Source organism: Bacteroidales bacterium, from assembly GCA_013141385.1.
Taxonomy (GTDB): Bacteria; Bacteroidota; Bacteroidia; order Bacteroidales; family Tenuifilaceae; genus UBA8529.
On record JABFRB010000014.1, the window covers coordinates 1 to 19,107 of the forward strand.

The following is a 19,107-nucleotide window of genomic DNA, read 5'->3' on the forward strand; positions in this document are numbered from 1 at the left end:
GCTTTAGGATCAACAGATCGATACATAAGCAAACCATTTTTCATAAACTTATTGTTCGAATGGTTGAAGGTGATCCCATTACATATCAGAATGTTAAAATTAGTGCTTAAATAAACACCTCAAAAAAGTTAATTAACCGCAAAGCATTAATTCTACTTTGACATATTAACTTTGTACTTGATTTTCCTGCTTTTTTACCCCTTGCCCTAAAGGGAGAAAGCAGAAAAATCAACCTACACCCTTTAGGGATAGGGGTAAATTAGGTTGATTTTTCGTGTGTTTTGCTAATCTGTCAAAGTAGAATTAAAAGATTTCGCAAAGTTCGCAAAAGAGCAATGTGTTGCTTATTAAACATTTGCGCCCTTTGCGTTTTCTTTTGCGACCTTAGCGGTTAAAGAATAACCTTTTATACAGTCCCTTATACAAAGTATCTCCTTTAGCGTACTTCGGTGAAATTGCCCCTAGTATTGGAGTATCGCAAATTGCGATAGTTGGGATGCGGAAACGTTTGGCGCATTTACCGCTGGGTTTTGTGTGTAGATAGGATTATCAATTGGAACTATAGGGCTAAAGCTCCCAAAAAGGCTGTCAAAAAAAGTGAATTAACCGCAAAGCATTAATTCTACTTTGACATATTAACTTTGTACTTGATTTTCCTGCTTTTTTACCCCTTGCCCTAAGGGAGAAAGCAGAAAAATCAACCTACACCCTTTAGGGATAGGGGTAAATTAGGTTGATTTTTCGTGTGTTTTGCTAATCTGTCAAAGTAGAATTAAAAGATTTCGCAAAGCATTAATTCTACTTTGACATATTAACTTTGTACTTGATTTTCCTGCTTTTTTACCCCTTGCCCTAAAGGGAGAAAGCAGAAAAATCAACCTACACCCTTTAGGGATAGGGGTAAATTAGGTTGATTTTTCGTGTGTTTTGCTAATCTGTCAAAGTAGAATTAAAAGATTTCGCAAAGTTCGCAAAAAAAGCAATGTGTTGCTTATTAAACATTTGCGCTCTTTGCGTTTTCTTTTGCGACCTTAGCGGTTAAAGAATTTTAAACAAAGGCATTAAATGAATTTTACCCTAAGTTCTCCCGGCTGTGCTACGGGTTACTCCTGACTAGTCGGAGAGAACGGGGTAGTTGGGAAGGAACGCGGGGGAAACCGCGTTCGCATGGGGTTTTTACAGAATTATCTTCGAAATGGGTGAGCAGTAATCCGTTGTTCCCGTTGATGTTACGGCCGCCACCCTAAACCAGTAGCGGGTTGTTAGCGCAAGCCTGTTAATCTCGTAGCTTGCCTGTGTGCTTGCCCCTGCAAACGTCCACCCACTATCATCGGAAGGGATTTCGTTGGTGCAGTACTGCCACAGGTAGGATCGGGCTCCCTTAATGGCTTGGTGCTTAAGGAGTGCTGTCCCCGATTTCTCGCCAGAGTTTACGCTAAACTCCACCTTCTTTGCTACTGCTCGCTCCTTTGTGGTATTAAAACCGCTACCGAGGATAATCACCTCATCGCCATCGGCTACACGATCCACATAATCGGCTAGCTTGCGGAAGATATTCGTTGTCCTCCTATCGCTCTCGTGCATAGTTGCCGTGGCTGCCTTGCCCCCGTTCTCGGAGTTTATATAATCCTTCTCCAGCTGGTTCACCGCCTCGGTGGCCTCCGCCAACGGAACGTCGGGTTTGGGGAACAAGGGGTTATTGGTCATATCTGTAACTACTTTTCTAAAGAAAACGATCTTCTCATGAACAGAAAATCTCACAAAATCTAAAAGCAAACCTAACTTTCTCATAATACTAATTTTTTTTAAGATTAATGTACTATAAAATATAATTAGTTCTGGTTGCTAGATACTAGTTGCTGGCTTCTAGTTATTTATCTGATATTTTTGATTGATACATTTTTTTACATTTTAATTAAAGCTAAATGCAAAAGAATAAAATACTGTAAATTAACAAACTAGCAACTTGTAATCAGCAACTAGCAACTTAGGCTAATTACATAATTTAAAAGAACGCATCTAAACCCAGATGCAGTAGCATTAAACGGCCGAGTAAGTATATGCTATCACTTTTATTACAATTTAAACGCCAAACTTTGCCAAAAATTATTTAGCTGATGTTAAAAACTGCTAAAGAATGTTACAAGAATCGGTAGCCAACCCATCTTTGCACAGGAATTCCAGATAAGCCCCAACCCAAAAACAAACCTAACTACCTATAAATGATAATGTTTAAGGGGTAATACGAAAAAATCAGAGATGATTTTTACCAAAACAAGGACGATCCCTACCAAAACAATGATGATTCTTACCAATGCAAGGATGATCTTTACCAAAACAAGGATGTTTTGTTCCAATGCAAGCATGTTTTATTCCGATGCAAGCATGTTTTATTCCGATGCACGCATGTTTTGTTCCGATACAAGCATGTTTCATTCCAATGCAAGGATGTTTCGTTCCAATGCAAGGATGTTTTGTTCCGATGCAAGGATGTTTTGTTCCGATGCAAGGATGTTTTATTCCAATGCAAGGATGTTTTGTTCCGATACATGGATAATCTCTACCTATACAAGGAAAATAGCAACAATATCACCAGAGAGTCATTCCTAATCCTCCATGAATAGCGAGTATTCAAGAGTTAGCCCGATGGGTTTAGGGGGGAATTGATCCAATTACAGGATGCACCGTTAACTTCATCTGGGGTTTACAATCATGCTTCCATAGAAAAGTGTAAATGGAATGTAATTTTGTTTAATTATTCAAGAAAGAATGTTAGTTTTGGTAAAGATTACTGGAAGGTGAGTAATTTATGGATATGGTTGAATGGAGATGGGCTGGATGGCAAGTGTTAGGCGTAACTACAATGGTGTTTTTGCTGCGAAATGAGAGAAAAACTGAAGTAGTTAATGCACCAAACAGCACATTTACAACCGACCAGCAAAGCTAACCGACCGAAGGGAGCTCGCCGAAGGCAAACCATACAAGCCGATATTCAACCAAAGTTTGTCAAAGAGTGCAATCTTACTCACGCACCCGTGCAAATTTGTTACATTTGAGCTTTTGATGAACGATTTTAAAAAGAAGAAAATAGATAATGATAGATTTTAAAGAAAAGGCAAACCTCATTTGGAAAGTAGCCGACTTATTGAGAGGAGATTACAAACAGTCAGATTATGGGAAAATAATCTTGCCTATGACTGTTTTAAGGCGTTTGGATTGTGTGATTACACCGACAAAGCAAAAGGTTTTAGACTATATGCCAAAAATCGAAAAGCTCTCGGACAGTGCGAAAGACATTACTTTAAACAAAGTTGCTGGACTTAATTTTCATAATCGCAGTTTATATGATTTTGCAAAAATTAAAGCCGACCCCAATAATGTAGCTGCCAACTTGAGAAACTTCATAAACGGTTTTTCAAGTGGTGCAAGAGAGATAATTGAATATTTTGATTTTGATTCACATATTGACAGATTAGATGACCCTAAAACGGATTTGCTTTTTAAAATCGTTGAAGCCTTTGCCGACATTGATTTATCGAAAATGACCTCAATGGAAATGGGGTATGTTTTTGAAGAACTTATTCGCAAATTTTCCGAACTTTCAAACGAAACCGCAGGAGAACATTTCACACCACGTGAGGTAATAAAATTAATGGTAAATGTTTTGTTTATTGACGAGAAAGACATTTTCAAAAAAGGAATTGTAAAAACTTTATATGACCCTGCCTGTGGAACAGGAGGAATGCTTTCAGAAGCAGAGTCTTTTATTAAAAGACAGAACCCTGATGCAAAAATGGAGGTATTCGGACAGGAAATAAACCCCGAATCTTACGCCATCTGCAAATCGGACATGATGATTAAAGGGCAAAACCCTGCAAACATCAAGTTTGGAAATACATTTACAGTTGATGGACTTGAAAACGAAAAGTTTGATTATATGCTATCCAATCCACCATTTGGTGTGGACTGGAAAAAAGCACAAAAAATGATAACTGACGAAGCAGATAAAAAAGGCTATGCAGGGCGTTTTGGTGCAGGATTACCAAGAATAAATGATGGTTCGCTTTTATTCCTTCAACACATGCTTTCGAAAATGAAACCCGAAGGAAGCCGAATAGGAATAGTTTTTAATGGTTCGCCTTTATTTACGGGTCAAGCAGGAAGCGGTGAAAGCGAAATCCGAAAATGGATTATTGAAAACGATTGGTTGGAAGCAGTAATAGCAATGCCCGACCAACTTTTTTACAACACAGGTATTTCAACCTACATTTGGATTCTATCCAATAAAAAAAGTGCCGAACGCAAAGGGAAAGTTCAATTGATAAATGCCACAGGTACGAAAGACGAAGAAACAGGGCAAAACCCAAATCGTTTTTGGCAAAAAATGCCCCGTAGTTTAGGCAATAAACGAAAAGAAATCCCCGAGAACGGCGACACAAAAGGAATTGGTTATATAACCAAAATTTATGGTGAGTTTTTCGAATCCGAATTTTGCAAAATATTCCCTAAAGAATTTTTCGGATTTTGGCGTGTAACAGTTGAACAACCATTGAAAAACGAAAAAGGGAAAATTCAAAAAGACAGCAAAGGCAACCCAAAGCCTGATTCAAGTTTAAGGGATTACGAAAACATTTCTTTCTTGCGAAAAGATGAAAACGGAAACATTGTTCAACAAACTATTCAGGAGTATTTCGACCGTGAAGTAAAACCCCACGTTCCCGATGCTTGGATTGATGAAAGTAAAACCAAAACAGGCTACGAAATAAACTTTACCAAATATTTCTACGAGTTTAAAAAACTACGCTCATTAAGCGAGATTAAAGCTGATATTTTGGCATTGGAGGAAGAAACGATTGAACTTGAAAAAACAGTGCTTGACTAATGGATAGATTTCAAAATAAATATCGCATACCATCATCACGTTTACAGAATTGGGATTACTGTTGGGCGGGTGCATATTTTATAACCATTTGCACCAAAGACCGCAAAAATTATTTTGGAAACATTACAAATGGTGAAATGCAATTATCAGGTGCGGGAATTTTGGGCAACGTTTTTTGGTACGAAATTAAAAACCATGCAAAAAATGTGGAATTGGGTGCATTTGTGGTTATGCCCAACCATGTACATGGTATTTTGATTTTGAATGGTGAAAACGGTAATGATAACAATAACGTTATTGATATTGGCAATGGTAATGATATGGGTATCGTTGTTGGTAATGTAGAGACAGGGCATGCCCTGTCTCTACAACCACAACCATCACAACAAACCGAAAAAACCATTGGCCAACAACGATTTCAGAATATTGGTAAAAATACCGTGTCATCAATAATTGGTTCATACAAATCGGCCGTAACAAAACATGCCAACCGTTTAGGATTTGCATTGAAATGGCAGGAACGTTTTTACGACCATATTATTCGTAACGATGGCGAATACCAACGCATTACCCAATACATTATTACCAACCCCCTGAAATGGGGTGAAGACAAATTTTATAGTGGCAAAGACTAATGGAACGATACGAAAAATATAAAGATTCAGGCATTGAATGGATTGGTAAAATTCCTGAACATTGGAAGGTGAAGAGGTTGAAATATTGCATTTCGATTAATGATGATGTTTTAAATGAAACAACAGATGAAGAATTTGAGATTAATTATGTAGAAATAGGAGACGTTAATTTTCTAACTGGCATTAATAATTCAACAGTTTATAAATTTAAAAATGCACCTTCAAGGGCAAGGAGAATTGTAAAAGAAGGAGATGTAATTGTATCAACAGTTAGAACATATTTGAAGGCAATAGCTCAAATTAAGAAAATCTATGGTAATTTAATCGTTTCAACTGGATTTGCGGTTTTAAGACCAAAAACTATTGATTCTTCATACTTAGGATATTACGTCTTAACACCCTTTTTTATTCATAAAACTATAGCAGATTCGGTTGGCGTTAGCTATCCTGCGATTAACAGTAGTAATATTGGATTATTTGAAACCGTTGTTCCCTCACTTTCCGAACAAACCCACATCGCCACCTTTCTCGACCGCAAAACCGCCGAAATAGACCGCATCATAGACAACAAACAAAAATTAATTGCCTTTTACGAAGAAGAAAAACAGGCAATTATTAACCAAGCTGTAACCAAAGGTCTTGACCCCAATGTAACACTAAAAGATTCCGGAGTTGAATGGTTGGGGGAAATACCAGAGCATTGGAGTTTAATAAAACTTAAAAGAATTTCAGCAAAAATAACAGATGGAGAACATATTTCGCCAAATTTCACACTTGAAGGCATGCCTTTTCTCTCAGCCAAAGATGTTAGAGATGGTTTTGTTCAAATCGATTATGATAAATTTGTGAGTAATGAAGACGGAGATTTTTTTAGAAAAAGATGTAATCCTGAGAGTGGTGATATTTTAATTGTCAGCAGAGGAGCAACTGTTGGTCGAGTCGCTATTGTTGATACTGATGAAAAATTTTGTTTACTTGGAAGTGTGATATTAATAAAACCAACACCACGTATTTTGAGCAAATTTCTTCTTAACTCATTTAAGAATAAGTTATTATTAGATAATTTTCTCTTAACATCTCAATCTTCTGCACAACAAGCAATATATCTAGTCAATGTTGCTGAAATAAACCTTTCATTACCTCCGATTCAAGAACAAATAAATATAATTGTCCACATCGAAAAAGAATGCTCCCGATTAGATACCATAATTGAAAAATTCAACAAACAAATAGACCTTTTACAAGAATATAGAATCACTTTAATTTCAGAAGTAGTAACAGGTAAAATTAAAGTACCAAATACGATAGAAGCATGACACTTTGTACAGCATGGATAAGACAATCCAATAATACCGAAGAATTAGTTTTTGCTACTGACAGCACTTTAACAGGTGGGGAGAAATGGGACAATGGCATTAAACTGTTTGAATTGCCCCGTAAAGATTGTTTGCTTTGCTTCGCTGGCAGCACATTCCGTGCTTATCCTTTAATTCTAAATTTGGTATCATCCATTAAATTCAACACCTATTTAAGCAAACCCGAAACAGATATTACGGAAGTTCTCAATTACATTTCCGATTTGTTTACCAACTTGATAAAAACAATAGTTTCCGAAATTCAAGGCGAAGATATACATGAATTGCGGAGCGGTGCAAAATTTCTGTTTGGCGGTTGGTGTTGGCAATCGAGCAGTTTCCGTATATGGCATTTGTATTATTCGGGCGATGCCGAAGGTTTTTTATTCAAAGAATTAACTAGTGATGACACTAAAACACGTTTTTATACTTTTTTGGGAGACCCACAGGAAGCCGTTGAAAAAGAAGCTAAAGACCGTTTTAAAAAACTGTTGATGGAAGAGGATAAATACGATTCAAAATTGAATATGGAACCTCTTTTTATTTTACGTGATATTGCTTTAGATAAAACCATTCGTGAAGTTGGCGGAAGTTTACAAATAGCCAAAGTCTACAAATCCGGTCGTTCAGAGTTCTTTGGAATTCTTTGGCCATCAAGTCAGGGCAAACCCTATTTTCAAGGTCGTGAATACAACGATTACAACAAACCACGCATTAAATACTTAAACCCCGACACTTGCGAGTTAATGGATTTGGAAGTACCTAAAAAATTGAACGAGTTATCAGAAGACAATTTTGGAATGTTCAGCGATTTAATTGCCGAATGTTACCCCGAAGGAAAACTGAAAGACAATATTTCTGAAAAAGAACGACATATTTTAAAATCGGTTATACAGGAAATTACTTATTCCGAATTTGTTAAAGAAACCGAAAGACAAGAGGAGGAATTGTGATGGATAATACTAGTTATGGTCTTATTGATGAAACATTAACTGATTCGTTAAAAAAGGCAAAAGATATTTTTAACAAGAATAGTCTGTATCATAAAATAGAAATTCCCAATTTTGATTGCTCGCATTTGCCCGATACTGAAACTGACGGCAAAGATTTGTCGGAGCAGATTAAAGAGGAGTTTTTCTATCATCTTCATAAAGATGATAATTCTGAAACAATGGTAAATGAATTACCCTGTTTATATGTTTTCGAGCTTACAGATAAAAATGATTGTAAACGAGTTATTGAGGCTTTGCAAAAAATAAAATCTAAAAACATAGATAGAACCTTACCACCATTTAAAACAAAAATCCCCGATTCTAAATACTTATACGTAGGCAAGGTAGAAAAAGAAGTAGGAGGCAGATTGGTAACGCATTTAGGATACTATCAAACCAAAGGCAACCATGGGTTACAATTAGCATTTTGGGCAAGAGAAATGAACCCTGCACTGCTTATATCTGTAAGCATATACTGGTTTGCTAAAGAAATGAGACCATATATATCAGCTTTTGAGAAAATTTTGGCAAAAGAGCTAAATCCCATCATTGGCAAACATAAATAAGTAATTGGCATGAGCATAACTACTGAACATACATTTGAAACGGCTATTGTTGAATCGTTGGTTCAACATGGGACCTATACACAAGGCAATGCACCCGATTACAGCCCCGAATTGGGTATGTTTAAATATGAAGTAATTGCATTTTTACAAGATACACAGCCCAAAGCTTGGGAAAAAATCACAGCCGTTCACGGTTTTGATGCTGATAACCGTATTATTCAACGCCTTTTCAAAGAACTGGATTTGCGGGGAAGTTTAGACGTTTTACGGAATGGATTTACCGATTATGGTGTTAAGTTTCGCATGGCATTTTTCAAACCCGAAACAGGTTTAAATGATGAAACGATTGAGCTTTATGGTAAAAACCAATTAAAAATTATTCGTCAGGTTTATTACAGCAACAAAAACAAGAATTCAGTTGACCTTGTAATTAGTTTAAACGGCTTACCAGTGGCAACAGTGGAGCTGAAAAACCATTTTACAGGACAAACTACCGACAATGCTAAAAAGCAATATTCAACCACAAGGGATAATAAAGAATTGCTTTTTTCCTTTAAAAAACGTGCGTTGGTTCATTTTGCCGTTGACCCCGACGAGGTTTATATGGCAACAAAAATTGATGCTGAACGCACCTATTGGCTACCCTTCAATAAAGGTTGCAACAATGGAAAAGGAAACCCGCAAAATCCTGATGGTTACAAAACCGCATATTTGTGGGAAAACATCTTGGCGAAAGACAGTTTAATGGATATTCTCTATCGCTTTGTTCACTTACAAGTAGAAGAATATGAATTTGAAGGACAAACACGAAAAAAGGAAAAACTCATTTTCCCTCGTTTTCATCAATTAGATTCAGTTAGGAAAATCACTTCCAATGCAAAAATCAACGGAGCAGGTAAAAACTATCTTATTCAACATTCGGCAGGTTCGGGCAAAAGTAATTCAATTGCTTGGCTGGCTTATCGCTTGTCGAGTCTGCATAACCAATTAGATGAACGAGTTTTCAATAGCGTAATTGTAATTACTGACCGTCGTGTACTTGATCAACAATTGCAGAATACCATTTATCAATTCGAACATAAAACAGGTGTAGTCCAAAAGATTGACCAAGACAGCACGCAATTAGCCAATGCAATTATTTCAGGTACACATATAATCATTACAACCTTACAGAAATTTCCCTTTGTAATTGATAAGGTAGGAAACATTCCCGACCGTAAATATGCCGTAATCATTGACGAAGCTCACAGTTCGCAGGGCGGTGAAGCAAGCAAGAAAATGAAAGAGGTTTTGGCTGCAAAAACGTTGGAGGATGCTGAAAGATCAGATGAAAACGACTATGATTTAGAAGATGAAATAAATGCAGAGGTTGAAAAATCGTGCAAATCGAGAGGACAGCAGCAAAATATTTCATTCTTTGCCTTTACCGCAACACCAAAAACAAAAACCTTAGGCGTTTTTGGTCAATTAAATTTGGATGGCAAACCCGAACCATTTCATTTGTATTCAATGCGTCAGGCAATCGAAGAAGGCTTTATTCTTGACGTTTTAGATAATTACACAACTTACGAACGATATTTTAAATTAACCAAAGCAATAAACGAAGACCCCGAATTAAACAAAAAGAAAGCAGCAAAGGCAATTGGGCGTTTTGTTTCATTGCATCCGCATGAATTGGCTCAAAAAACCGAAGTAATTATTGAGCATTTTCGACAAATTGTTTGCAAAAAGATAGGTGGAAAAGCAAAAGCTATGGTTGTGACAGGTTCTCGCCTTCATGCCAAACGTTTTTTCACCGAATTCAATAACTATATAAAAGCCAAAAACTATAATGATATAAGAATACTAGTAGCATTTTCCGGCAGAGTAATGGATGATGATTTTCCCGAAGGTGTCTCAGAACCTGAATTAACTGGTTATGGAGAAAAGGAATTGCCAAAGGTTTTCAATCAGGAAGATTACAAAATATTAATTGTTGCTGAAAAATACCAAACCGGTTTTGACCAACCGCTTTTACATACCATGTATGTCGACAAAGCCCTTTCAGGTGTAAAAGCGGTTCAGACATTATCACGTTTAAACCGAACCTGTCCGGGAAAAGAAGATACTTTTATATTAGATTTTGTAAATGACAGGGAAACTATATTAGGATCGTTTCAGCCATATTATCAGCGTACCAGTGTATCTGAAAACCCAGACCCAAATCACTTATATGATTTGAAAGGAATACTAGACGAGAAACAAGTTTACTGGCAATCGGAAATTGAAGCTTTTGCAAACGTGTATTTTAAACCAAGTAACCGTTTATCAATTAAAGACCAATCAAGCCTTTACGCTTATATTGATCCTGCCGTAGATAGGTTTAAAGCATTAGAAACGGAAGAAATAAAAGATGAATTCAAAAAAGGATTAAGAACATGGTGCAATTTGTATTCTTTCCTTTCTCAGATAATGCCGTTCTATGATTCTGATTTTGAAAAATTCTATGCTTACGCAAAGCTTTTACAAACCAAATTGCCCAAACGCGATTTGTCTGAAAACCTTCAACTGACTGATGAATTGGCAATGGAATACTACCGTTTAGAGAAAATTGCCGATGGTACAATTGAATTGCAAAAAGAAGATGGCGAACTGGATGGTTTAACGGAAGCAGGGATTAAGAGAGCAAAAGAAGAAAAAGCTCCATTGTCACAGATTATAAATGTTTTAAATGACAGGTTTGGGACTGATTTCACCGAGGCTGACAGATTATTCTTTGACCAAATGGAAGCCGATTTGCTTTTAGATCACAAGTTAAAAGAACAAGCACAAGCTAATAAGATTGATACTTTTAAATTTGCTTTTGAGGATTTGTTTCTCACTAAACTGATTGAGAGAATGGACCAAAATCAGGAAATATTTGAAAAGATTTTAGAGAACAAGGCTTTTGGTGGAGTTGTAAAAGAGTTATTAATGAAAAGTGTATATCTGAAATTAAATGAAACAGAAAACATCCGACCCTAATTGCATACACATTGCCAAGCCCCACATGACAACGCTCAAACCAAAGCTTGTCAAAGAGTGTGTCTGTCCGAACATACGAGAGACAATTGATACGAAAATTATGGTTATTTTAGAAGTAATTTTGTAAACGAATAAATATGCCAGAATATTTAATAGATAATTTTGAAGAATATTTGCGGCTAGGTGAACCAAACAGAGCAGAAAAAGCAAAAGTTTGGAAAACTGCTATCGGCTTACAACAAGTTGATGGGCTAAAGCCTTCTGACTATTTAATAGCAACCGCCAAGCAGAACATTGAGGGCGACATTTCCATTAATGAGGTAAAAGAGCGAATTGATACCTATTACAAACAACATCCTGTAAAAGATATTGGAAATCGCACCGAAGAAGCCGACAAAGTTTCGGCACGTATTGCCGAAATATTGAGCGAGCAAACCTTTGCGTTTTCACCAGTCGAATTTCTTAGCATTCATCGCAGGTTGTTTCAAGATGTTTACAGCCATGCTGGCAAAATCCGTGATTATAACATTACAAAACAAGAATGGGTTTTAAATGGCGAAACGGTTTTGTATGCTAGTGCCGAGAGTTTAAAAGCTACTTTGGAGTACGATTTAGGACAAGAAAAAAAATTTAGCTACAACGGTCTAAACCAGCGGGAAATCATAGAGCACATAGCACAATTTATTAGCTACCTATGGCAAATTCATATTTTTGGCGAGGGCAACACACGGACAACGGCAATTTTTTTAATAAAATATCTTCGCAAACTTGGTTTTAAAGAGGTAAACAACAACTTATTTGCAGAACATTCGTGGTATTTCCGCAATGCACTTGTGCGAGCCAACTACGAAGATTTATCCAAAGGTATTCACAAAACAGAAAAATATCTTATTCACTTTCTTTCAAATTTAATGCTTGGCGAAAATCATTCGCTGAAAAACAGAGAAATGCACGTTCAATACATTGACACTGTAAAATCACAAAATGACACTGTAAATGACACTGTATTTAATTTGATAAAGCAGAATAACAAAATTACAGCAACCGAAATTAGCGAACGATTAAAGATAAGTTTAAGCACAGCAAAACGGAAATTAAAAGAACTTAAAGAAAGTGGAAAAGTAGAACGCATTGGGAGCGACAAAACAGGTGTTTGGAAAATAGTTGATGAATAACCCACACAATTACTCACAGAACATTAATATTTTGATGGTGTTCGTGAATACTATTTATTAATTCAAGTAAGAATATTAGTTTTGGTAAAGATTACTGGAAGGTACATAATACATTCCTCGATGGGTCGAATGAGTTAGCGGTCATTGTACCTGTCACCGCAACAACATTACAGAAAATGGAAATATTAAGTATTGAAACACTAAGACTTCACATTCGAAATCTGAAACAGACAGATTTGAACGACTTTCATATTTATCGTTCCAATCCTGATGTAACAAGATTTCAGGGCTTTGACGTAATGACAATTGAACAAGCAGACGAGTTTATTAAAGAACAAGCAGATAAAAAATTTGGCAAAGCAGGAGAATGGGTGCAGTATGGAATTGAAAATAAGGAAACTTGTAAAATTATTGGTGACTGTGCTATTAAACTTGACCTGTGCGATATTAGAATTGCAGAAATCGGCATAACCATTTCACATCTTGAGCAAAAGAAAGGTTATGCAAAAGAGGTTTTATGTAGCATATTAACTTTTCTATTTGACACAAAACAAATACACAGAGTTGTTGAAACTGTGGACGCAGAAAACATTGCTTCAATCAATTTATTGAAAAGTATGGGATTCAGAAAGGAAGGACATTTCATTGAGAATATATTTTTTAAGGGGAAATGGGGAAGCGAATTTCAATATGCCATGCTAGAACGAGAGTGGAAAAATAAAACCCATAACAATTGACAGAAAGACAAAAACAACGAACCGCTAACTGCGTATTTATTGACTCCGCCAAACTAGCACAAAAGGTAAACGCCCAAACACAACAAATACGCGGAACGTAACCAATCATATTAAAGAAAAGTAACAATGATAGAGATTATTGAGAATAAATATGATGGTATAACTATTGACAGTTCAACACTTCCAGATCAGAAGGATGAATTTAAAAAAGAGATTACTCGACTAATTGAATCTCTGGAAAATAAAAAACTTCTTTGGGTTAAAATACCTATCGAGAAGTCTGATTTTATTCCAATACTTACAGGTCTTGATTTTGAATTCCATCACTGCGACGAGAGAAATTTAATGCTTGTAAAAAGGTTAACGCCAGATTCTATCGTTCCCACAACAAAGAATTACATTGTGGGTGTTGGAGCCATAGTGTTTAATGAAGAGGAGCTATTGGTCATTAAAGATAGGTTCTCCGCTGGTTATAAACTCCCTGGGGGGCATATTGATAAAAATGAATCAATCATAGCAGCAGTAAAAAGAGAGGTTTACGAAGAGACAGGTGTAAATATCGAATTTGAGTCGATTGTTAATATTGGACATTTTAAAAATGGGCAGTTTGGTGAAGCCAATCTTTATATTGTATGTACTGCAAAAGCTTTAACAAAAGAAATTGCAATAAATGACCCATCAGAAATAGTAGAAGCAAGATGGATAGCCCCTGTAGATTTTTTAAAATCGGACGATGTAAACAGCTATAACAGGAGTGTTGTAGAGGCTGCTTTAAATAGCAAGGAGCTAAAACTTGTTGAGCGGAAAATTAAGCTGAGAGTTGCTGATGGGGAGGTGTTCTTCTAAAAAAAGTTATTTAATCAATAGCTTGGCAAACATTTTATAATAGCCACAAAAACAAAATGTTACAAATCAATAATAATACTTTAACAAACTATTGTTTTTAGAGACATGGTTTTTATAAAATTGTTAATGTAACAAGCTGTTCCAGTCGGGCAAGGTTCCGAGGTTGGCAATACTAGCATTTGAACTTTGGAGCATTTCACGAAACTGCTTGAATTGTTTGGTTCCTGCTTTAATGTATTCTTGTACCATTTCATTGCTTATCCCTTTACTTGCAATTGCCGAAGCAACGATATCGGATTTATCGCCCACAAGCATTTGTAAAGCGCAATCGAGGCATTGGAAGAAGTAAATGGTATCGACAAAGTTTAGCAGCACATCCTCAACCTCTATTAACATACAATTGTTTTTAATGGTAATGTAACGAGGCAGAGGGATAACCTCACCAAAAGCATCGCGATTGCGGGCATTGCTAAATGCGGTGTTAGAAAATAAAATTTCGTCGAGAATGGTATACGTGCATTTAAAAACTAAAATTGAGTCGGTTCCACTTTCGCATTCAAGACCTACATTGCTAAGCAAATACGCATTTTTAGCATCATCGAAACTTCGGTAGTTCAAATACCTTTCAATAATACTCTGCGAAAACTCTTCGGCTAAGGTAGGATCATATACGATGTCTTCAGAAAGCGAAATACCATGCTCGGAACAATACTCGGTATAAGCCTCGTAGCAGAGGTCTATTGCCTCAGTGGTAAAAGGCAAAATGTATTCGGGGGTAAACACATCTGACCATTCCAATTCTCGACCATCGAACTCGAAACCTGAACGGAACATAATTTCCACACGGTTAAAATTTAAGCCAATATCGATATACACCCGTTTGGTGCAATCGAACAGCATTTCGTAATCGAAATTACTGCTTAGTTGGGCTTCATCGTCGCTGTTTATAGAAATCGGTTTTATTTCGGTTCGAATATAATCGGTGAAAAACAGGTATATTCTTGGGGTTTCTGTGTCTGTCATATAACCATTTAGTTTGCAACTTATTTATGTAATCGCCAGCATAATAATAAAAATCGTAGAGCCATTCGTCAATACTAAAGTAAGTTCAAAGGTTTATGTATCGAATTGTGTTGCCCCATAAATTATTTTTTTTGGAGTACGCTCCGCCTACCATTGCCAAACCGAATAATTTTTGTTTTAGCTACTTACAGCCTCTTGCAAACGGGGGTCAAAATCCACAATCCATTCAATACCAAATTTGTCTCTAAACATTCCAAAATATGAACCCCAAGGACTGTCGTCAATAGGCACTTCAATATCTCCGCCTTCTGAAAGTCCGCTAAATAGTTTGTCGGCTTCTTCACGACTTTCTGCACTAATAGATATCTTAGACCTGTTTTCATTTTCATTTACTCGTCCCATACTTTCGGGAACGTCATTGCCCATTAAAATGTTTTTGCCAATTGGCAAAGCAATGTGCATTATTTTATTTGCTTCATTTTCTGCTACTGGATATTCAGGGCTTGATATATCCTTGAAGCGCATAATCATTGCGAACTCACCGCCAAATACTGATTTGTAAAAATTGAATGCTTCTTCGGCATTTCCGTTGAAGTTAATGTGTGGATTGATAAGTGCCATAATTCGTATTTTTAAATTGTTTTTTTCTTATTCCAAATGTCCAAGTACAGAGTTTAACAATACAATGATGCCTAACGGTTGAGGCTAAGTGCAGTAAGGGATTGCGGGCGACTTACCTGTCCACCGTTAACGGTTATGCTAAGTTAGGAAAAACTTTCGTTTCTACAAATCAAGCCCTGATTGGGTTTAGCGGCTGTTAGTGGCTGTACCTTTTTTCATTCCTCTTCATAAATATCAAACTACCTAAAGCTAAAATTAACGAGAGTGTTAACATTTCTAATGAACCTAAATAGGTATTAAATCTCTCTGGTTCAGATAATGGATTCATTGAGTCTGAGTAAATATGAAAACTACCAAACATAACAACCATCCACCCGAAATGAAGCGCCCATGAGTATCCTATGTGTCCTGTATAAAGTATCAAGTTATTTCTAACAAAACCTATAAGAAATAATGTTAATAAAGTTGTAATCTCAATAATACCTCTGTCGTTAAAAATCCATTTGTAGAAAATAAAGTGTATCAAAGAGAAAACTATAGCTAACCCTAAAGAGGCAATAATTGGTTTTATTTTCCTTTTATTAACAAGAAAATAAAGAATTATTGCTCCTAAAACAATTTCTTCATTAAGAATGTAGAATATATCATGGTAGTAATCTCTCCAATTTCTAAATTGTATGATTACATTTTGCTTATGAGCAATATAACTCATTAGCAAAAGGGCGCAAATTGTGACTAACCCTGCAAGAAATATAGACTTGATAACAATTTTATAATCAATTGTTAATCCAATGACTTTTAAAAAATCGTTTTTCCAAATTAAGTAACTGAATAATATTATTAGAATACTTCCTATTGATGAAATCCACCAACCACCTAAAAAGTAATAAGAGAGTAGTACATGTGATAATATCAAAAGGCTTGTCCACAATTTTTGAATTATAAATCTATCTCTTTCACTCTTCATGGTCATATGTGTCGTCTTTCATAGTATAGTTTTGCGTATTTGTTGTGTTTGGGAGTTTAAACGCTTTCTTGCCCCTCGTTATAATGCTACTTAAAAGCGTTAAGAACTCCAAATGCGTCATCAACCCAAATACAACCGAACGTTTTGTGCGAGTTTGGCGGAGCCAATAAATACGCTGTTATATGTCGTAAATTATACATGCTTAAAACACATATTTGCTATTACCCTTAATCTTTCTTGATTTAAAATACCTCTATTTTCCCTTATTACATTATTTTCTAAATCGTTTAAAAATGAGTCATTTAGCATTCTAGGTGCAATGTCATAAAACACTCCTTCTTCCCATATGTCTTTTGATTTATTCTCTAATAAATCCTCATATGTGCCATTAATTCTCAAATTTAATACAGCACCAACATCTATTTTTGAATCTGAAAGTTTTTGGGATAAACTAAGTGAATCCTGATTATAAATTAAACCATAACTAAATGACCAACGCATTCCAAATTCAGGTAATTCTTTGCTCCATGGAAGATTGAGAGTGCTAGTTATATACTCTATTGTTTGATTAATTGTCCAAGATAAATCACAGCTCATACGAAAAAACTTATCAAATCGAGTAGAATGAAGGTAAACAAATTGTTTATCACTTAATGTAAAATCAGGCCAGGGGTATAATATTTTATCTCCAATTTCATTTAGAGCTTCATTATCTTTTCCAAAAAACTTCAAAATCTCATCAATACCAATTTTATAATCTTTTCTGAAGTCTGCAAATGCTCTATGGCTTAATAATGGAGGCACATCGCAATCCTCTAATAAGAGAGGAATTATAAATGTGCCAGTTAGGTTTATTTGTTTTATTAGTGCAGCATTAAGTTCTTCATTTACCCATTTTGAATTGGTGGCATTTTTAGATAAAATAATTATAAAGTGTTTAGAATTTGAAATTCCTTCGTTTATCTTACCTGGTATACTATCGCCTAATTGAATATCAAATTTATCATACCAAACTGGCACACCAACTTTGGTTAAATCCTTTACTAGCTTATCCGCAAATAATTTGTCTTTGCTTGAATGTGAGATAAATACATTATTTGGTTTCATAGCAGGTCTTTTTTATGGCAACTAACTTAATATAAGCCTATTCATGTAAGACCTATATATTAAAATTTAAGAAATAGGTCTTATTCGTCATCTTACTTATCAAAGTTAAAAAAAAATTAACCATAGTAAAATTGTTATTTTATAATTTGAATACTTCTCGGTTCTGCTGTCAGTTGTACCTCCATCGTTTTATTCTTTTAGGCTAAGCCTATGATTTATGAAAAAAAACTACCATTTACTTATGTTTATTATAACCCAACCAAAAATTCAAATATTTTTACTGATTCGTTAAATTCTCCTAATTCTTTAGCTTCTAACTCCCAAAATACTTCCGAATAACATCTTTTTTTATATACTTTTGTAGTATTGATATCCCCTAAATTTATTAGAGATGAAACACCCATGGAATCAGCTAGCATTAATACGAATAAATAAAGCATGGGTGTACCATCATTGCAAAATGCTATCATTTAAAATAACGCTGACAAACAACCAATTACATATTTAACGTAAATATCATTCGGATGAAAAAAGTATTTTATATTATAGTTTGTTCGTTGCTTTTGAACTCAAGCATAGCTAATGCTCAAACACAAAATCGCAGGTTTAGCATTTTTGCCGATCCTCAATTATCGTGGTTTACATCCGATACAAAGAAATTTAGCCCAAACGGTACGGTGGGAGGTTTTAATGTTGGCTTAATAGCCGACAAGTATTTTGCCGATCGATATGCCGTATATACTGGGTTATCAATCAATAATCTTGGCGGAAACATTAAATATAACGAGGCTGGATATAAACTCGAAACCCGCGATTCCACCTACTCAATCACCCCAGGAACAAATATTAAGCTTAAGGCTCAATACCTAACTGTACCTCTGGGTTTAAAGTTTAAAACAAATCAAATTGGTTACATCACCTTTTTTGCTCAGGTTGGGGTATCGGGTCATATTAGGCTAAAAGCATCGGCATGGGATGTGAAGGATAAGATTGACAAAGAAACCGCCACTCCACAATTTAACTTAGCTTTTGCCTCTTACAATGTATGTGCTGGAATTGAATACTCCTTGGGTGGACCCAGCAGCGTACAAACTGGAATTACATACTCAGGTGGCTTTACAGAAGCCTACAAAGCAGGACATGGTACCGTCAGCATAGGAAGTTTATCGCTAAGAATAGGCATCGTTTTTTAATAATT

18 protein-coding genes are annotated in these 19,107 nt (G+C 35.7%); 12 read left to right on the forward strand and 6 right to left on the reverse strand.

Annotated features, from left to right (window positions below):
- Positions 1 to 1,176: 1,176 nt before the first annotated feature.
- The gene (locus HOO91_06620; GenBank protein ID NOU17216.1) at positions 1,177 to 1,647 is read right to left on the reverse strand and encodes a hypothetical protein; all 471 of its coding nucleotides are present in this window, start codon (positions 1,645 to 1,647) and stop codon (positions 1,177 to 1,179) included.
- Between the two features lie 612 nt (positions 1,648 to 2,259).
- On the opposite strand from HOO91_06620, the gene HOO91_06625 reads away from it, so the two are divergent.
- From HOO91_06625 to HOO91_06675, 11 genes are all read left to right on the forward strand, one after another.
- Positions 2,260 to 2,610 carry a hypothetical protein gene (locus tag HOO91_06625; GenBank protein ID NOU17217.1) on the forward strand — a complete coding sequence of 117 codons (351 nt, stop codon included), beginning with the start codon at positions 2,260 to 2,262 and terminating at the stop codon, positions 2,608 to 2,610.
- A gap of 199 nt (positions 2,611 to 2,809) precedes the next feature.
- Positions 2,810 to 2,947, forward strand: coding sequence for a hypothetical protein (locus HOO91_06630; GenBank protein ID NOU17218.1), 138 nt, complete (start codon positions 2,810 to 2,812; stop codon positions 2,945 to 2,947).
- A gap of 147 nt (positions 2,948 to 3,094) precedes the next feature.
- Positions 3,095 to 4,882: an SAM-dependent DNA methyltransferase gene (locus tag HOO91_06635; GenBank protein ID NOU17219.1), complete on the forward strand. Its 1,788-nt coding sequence runs from the start codon at positions 3,095 to 3,097 to the stop codon at positions 4,880 to 4,882.
- A complete protein-coding gene (locus tag HOO91_06640; protein NOU17220.1) occupies positions 4,882 to 5,517 on the forward strand; it encodes a transposase in 636 nt (211 codons plus the stop codon). The genes HOO91_06635 and HOO91_06640 overlap by 1 nt, the downstream gene beginning before the upstream one ends.
- The gene (locus HOO91_06645; GenBank protein NOU17221.1) at positions 5,517 to 6,833 is read left to right on the forward strand and encodes a restriction endonuclease subunit S; all 1,317 of its coding nucleotides are present in this window, start codon (positions 5,517 to 5,519) and stop codon (positions 6,831 to 6,833) included. Before HOO91_06640 ends, HOO91_06645 begins: the two co-directional genes overlap by 1 nt.
- Entirely contained in the window at positions 6,830 to 7,825 is a 996-nt protein-coding gene (locus HOO91_06650; GenBank protein NOU17222.1) for a hypothetical protein, read from the forward strand. The genes HOO91_06645 and HOO91_06650 overlap by 4 nt, the downstream gene beginning before the upstream one ends.
- Complete coding sequence (locus HOO91_06655) at positions 7,825 to 8,430, forward strand: hypothetical protein (GenBank protein NOU17223.1); 606 nt, start codon at positions 7,825 to 7,827, stop codon at positions 8,428 to 8,430. The genes HOO91_06650 and HOO91_06655 overlap by 1 nt, the downstream gene beginning before the upstream one ends.
- Before the next feature lie 9 nt (positions 8,431 to 8,439).
- Positions 8,440 to 11,433 (forward strand): type I restriction endonuclease subunit R, encoded by a 2,994-nt coding sequence (locus HOO91_06660; protein NOU17224.1) that lies wholly within the window; start codon positions 8,440 to 8,442, stop codon positions 11,431 to 11,433.
- Between the two features lie 137 nt (positions 11,434 to 11,570).
- Positions 11,571 to 12,608, forward strand: coding sequence for a winged helix-turn-helix transcriptional regulator (locus HOO91_06665; GenBank protein ID NOU17225.1), 1,038 nt, complete (start codon positions 11,571 to 11,573; stop codon positions 12,606 to 12,608).
- A gap of 176 nt (positions 12,609 to 12,784) precedes the next feature.
- A complete protein-coding gene (locus HOO91_06670; GenBank protein NOU17226.1) occupies positions 12,785 to 13,345 on the forward strand; it encodes a GNAT family N-acetyltransferase in 561 nt (186 codons plus the stop codon).
- Positions 13,346 to 13,471: 126 nt separating this feature from the next.
- Positions 13,472 to 14,191 carry an NUDIX domain-containing protein gene (locus HOO91_06675; protein ID NOU17227.1) on the forward strand — a complete coding sequence of 240 codons (720 nt, stop codon included), beginning with the start codon at positions 13,472 to 13,474 and terminating at the stop codon, positions 14,189 to 14,191.
- Between the two features lie 123 nt (positions 14,192 to 14,314).
- Here HOO91_06675 and HOO91_06680 read toward each other — a convergent pair whose 3' ends face one another.
- The 5 genes from HOO91_06680 to HOO91_06700 form a co-directional block, all read right to left on the reverse strand.
- Complete coding sequence (locus HOO91_06680; protein ID NOU17228.1) at positions 14,315 to 15,214, reverse strand: hypothetical protein; 900 nt, start codon at positions 15,212 to 15,214, stop codon at positions 14,315 to 14,317.
- Between the two features lie 177 nt (positions 15,215 to 15,391).
- Positions 15,392 to 15,835, reverse strand: a complete 444-nt coding sequence (locus tag HOO91_06685) for a VOC family protein (protein NOU17229.1) — start codon at positions 15,833 to 15,835, stop codon at positions 15,392 to 15,394.
- 196 nt (positions 15,836 to 16,031) lie between these two features.
- The gene (locus HOO91_06690; protein ID NOU17230.1) at positions 16,032 to 16,802 is read right to left on the reverse strand and encodes a hypothetical protein; all 771 of its coding nucleotides are present in this window, start codon (positions 16,800 to 16,802) and stop codon (positions 16,032 to 16,034) included.
- Positions 16,803 to 16,994: 192 nt separating this feature from the next.
- Positions 16,995 to 17,909: a toll/interleukin-1 receptor domain-containing protein gene (locus HOO91_06695; GenBank protein ID NOU17231.1), complete on the reverse strand. Its 915-nt coding sequence runs from the start codon at positions 17,907 to 17,909 to the stop codon at positions 16,995 to 16,997.
- A 248-nt stretch (positions 17,910 to 18,157) separates the two neighbouring features.
- A complete protein-coding gene (locus tag HOO91_06700) occupies positions 18,158 to 18,379 on the reverse strand; it encodes a hypothetical protein (protein ID NOU17232.1) in 222 nt (73 codons plus the stop codon).
- Positions 18,380 to 18,433: 54 nt separating this feature from the next.
- On the opposite strand from HOO91_06700, the gene HOO91_06705 reads away from it, so the two are divergent.
- The gene (locus tag HOO91_06705; protein NOU17233.1) at positions 18,434 to 19,102 is read left to right on the forward strand and encodes a PorT family protein; all 669 of its coding nucleotides are present in this window, start codon (positions 18,434 to 18,436) and stop codon (positions 19,100 to 19,102) included.
- Positions 19,103 to 19,107 lie beyond the last annotated feature (5 nt).

What these genes read in the sequence shown, in the direction of transcription:
- HOO91_06625 (NOU17217.1), top strand. Translation starts at nt 2,260, where the DNA reads ATGATTTTTACCAAAACAAGGACGATCCCTACCAAAACAATGATGATT.
- HOO91_06630 (NOU17218.1), top strand. Translation starts at nt 2,810, where the DNA reads ATGGATATGGTTGAATGGAGATGGGCTGGATGGCAAGTGTTAGGCGTA.
- HOO91_06635 (NOU17219.1), top strand. Translation starts at nt 3,095, where the DNA reads ATGATAGATTTTAAAGAAAAGGCAAACCTCATTTGGAAAGTAGCCGAC.
- HOO91_06640 (NOU17220.1), top strand. Translation starts at nt 4,882, where the DNA reads ATGGATAGATTTCAAAATAAATATCGCATACCATCATCACGTTTACAG.
- HOO91_06645 (NOU17221.1), top strand. Translation starts at nt 5,517, where the DNA reads ATGGAACGATACGAAAAATATAAAGATTCAGGCATTGAATGGATTGGT.
- HOO91_06650 (NOU17222.1), top strand. Translation starts at nt 6,830, where the DNA reads ATGACACTTTGTACAGCATGGATAAGACAATCCAATAATACCGAAGAA.
- HOO91_06655 (NOU17223.1), top strand. Translation starts at nt 7,825, where the DNA reads ATGGATAATACTAGTTATGGTCTTATTGATGAAACATTAACTGATTCG.
- HOO91_06660 (NOU17224.1), top strand. Translation starts at nt 8,440, where the DNA reads ATGAGCATAACTACTGAACATACATTTGAAACGGCTATTGTTGAATCG.
- HOO91_06665 (NOU17225.1), top strand. Translation starts at nt 11,571, where the DNA reads ATGCCAGAATATTTAATAGATAATTTTGAAGAATATTTGCGGCTAGGT.
- HOO91_06670 (NOU17226.1), top strand. Translation starts at nt 12,785, where the DNA reads ATGGAAATATTAAGTATTGAAACACTAAGACTTCACATTCGAAATCTG.
- HOO91_06675 (NOU17227.1), top strand. Translation starts at nt 13,472, where the DNA reads ATGATAGAGATTATTGAGAATAAATATGATGGTATAACTATTGACAGT.
- HOO91_06680 (NOU17228.1), bottom strand. Translation starts at nt 15,214, where the DNA reads ATGACAGACACAGAAACCCCAAGAATATACCTGTTTTTCACCGATTAT.
- HOO91_06685 (NOU17229.1), bottom strand. Translation starts at nt 15,835, where the DNA reads ATGGCACTTATCAATCCACACATTAACTTCAACGGAAATGCCGAAGAA.
- HOO91_06690 (NOU17230.1), bottom strand. Translation starts at nt 16,802, where the DNA reads ATGAAGAGTGAAAGAGATAGATTTATAATTCAAAAATTGTGGACAAGC.
- HOO91_06695 (NOU17231.1), bottom strand. Translation starts at nt 17,909, where the DNA reads ATGAAACCAAATAATGTATTTATCTCACATTCAAGCAAAGACAAATTA.
- HOO91_06700 (NOU17232.1), bottom strand. Translation starts at nt 18,379, where the DNA reads ATGATAGCATTTTGCAATGATGGTACACCCATGCTTTATTTATTCGTA.
- HOO91_06705 (NOU17233.1), top strand. Translation starts at nt 18,434, where the DNA reads ATGAAAAAAGTATTTTATATTATAGTTTGTTCGTTGCTTTTGAACTCA.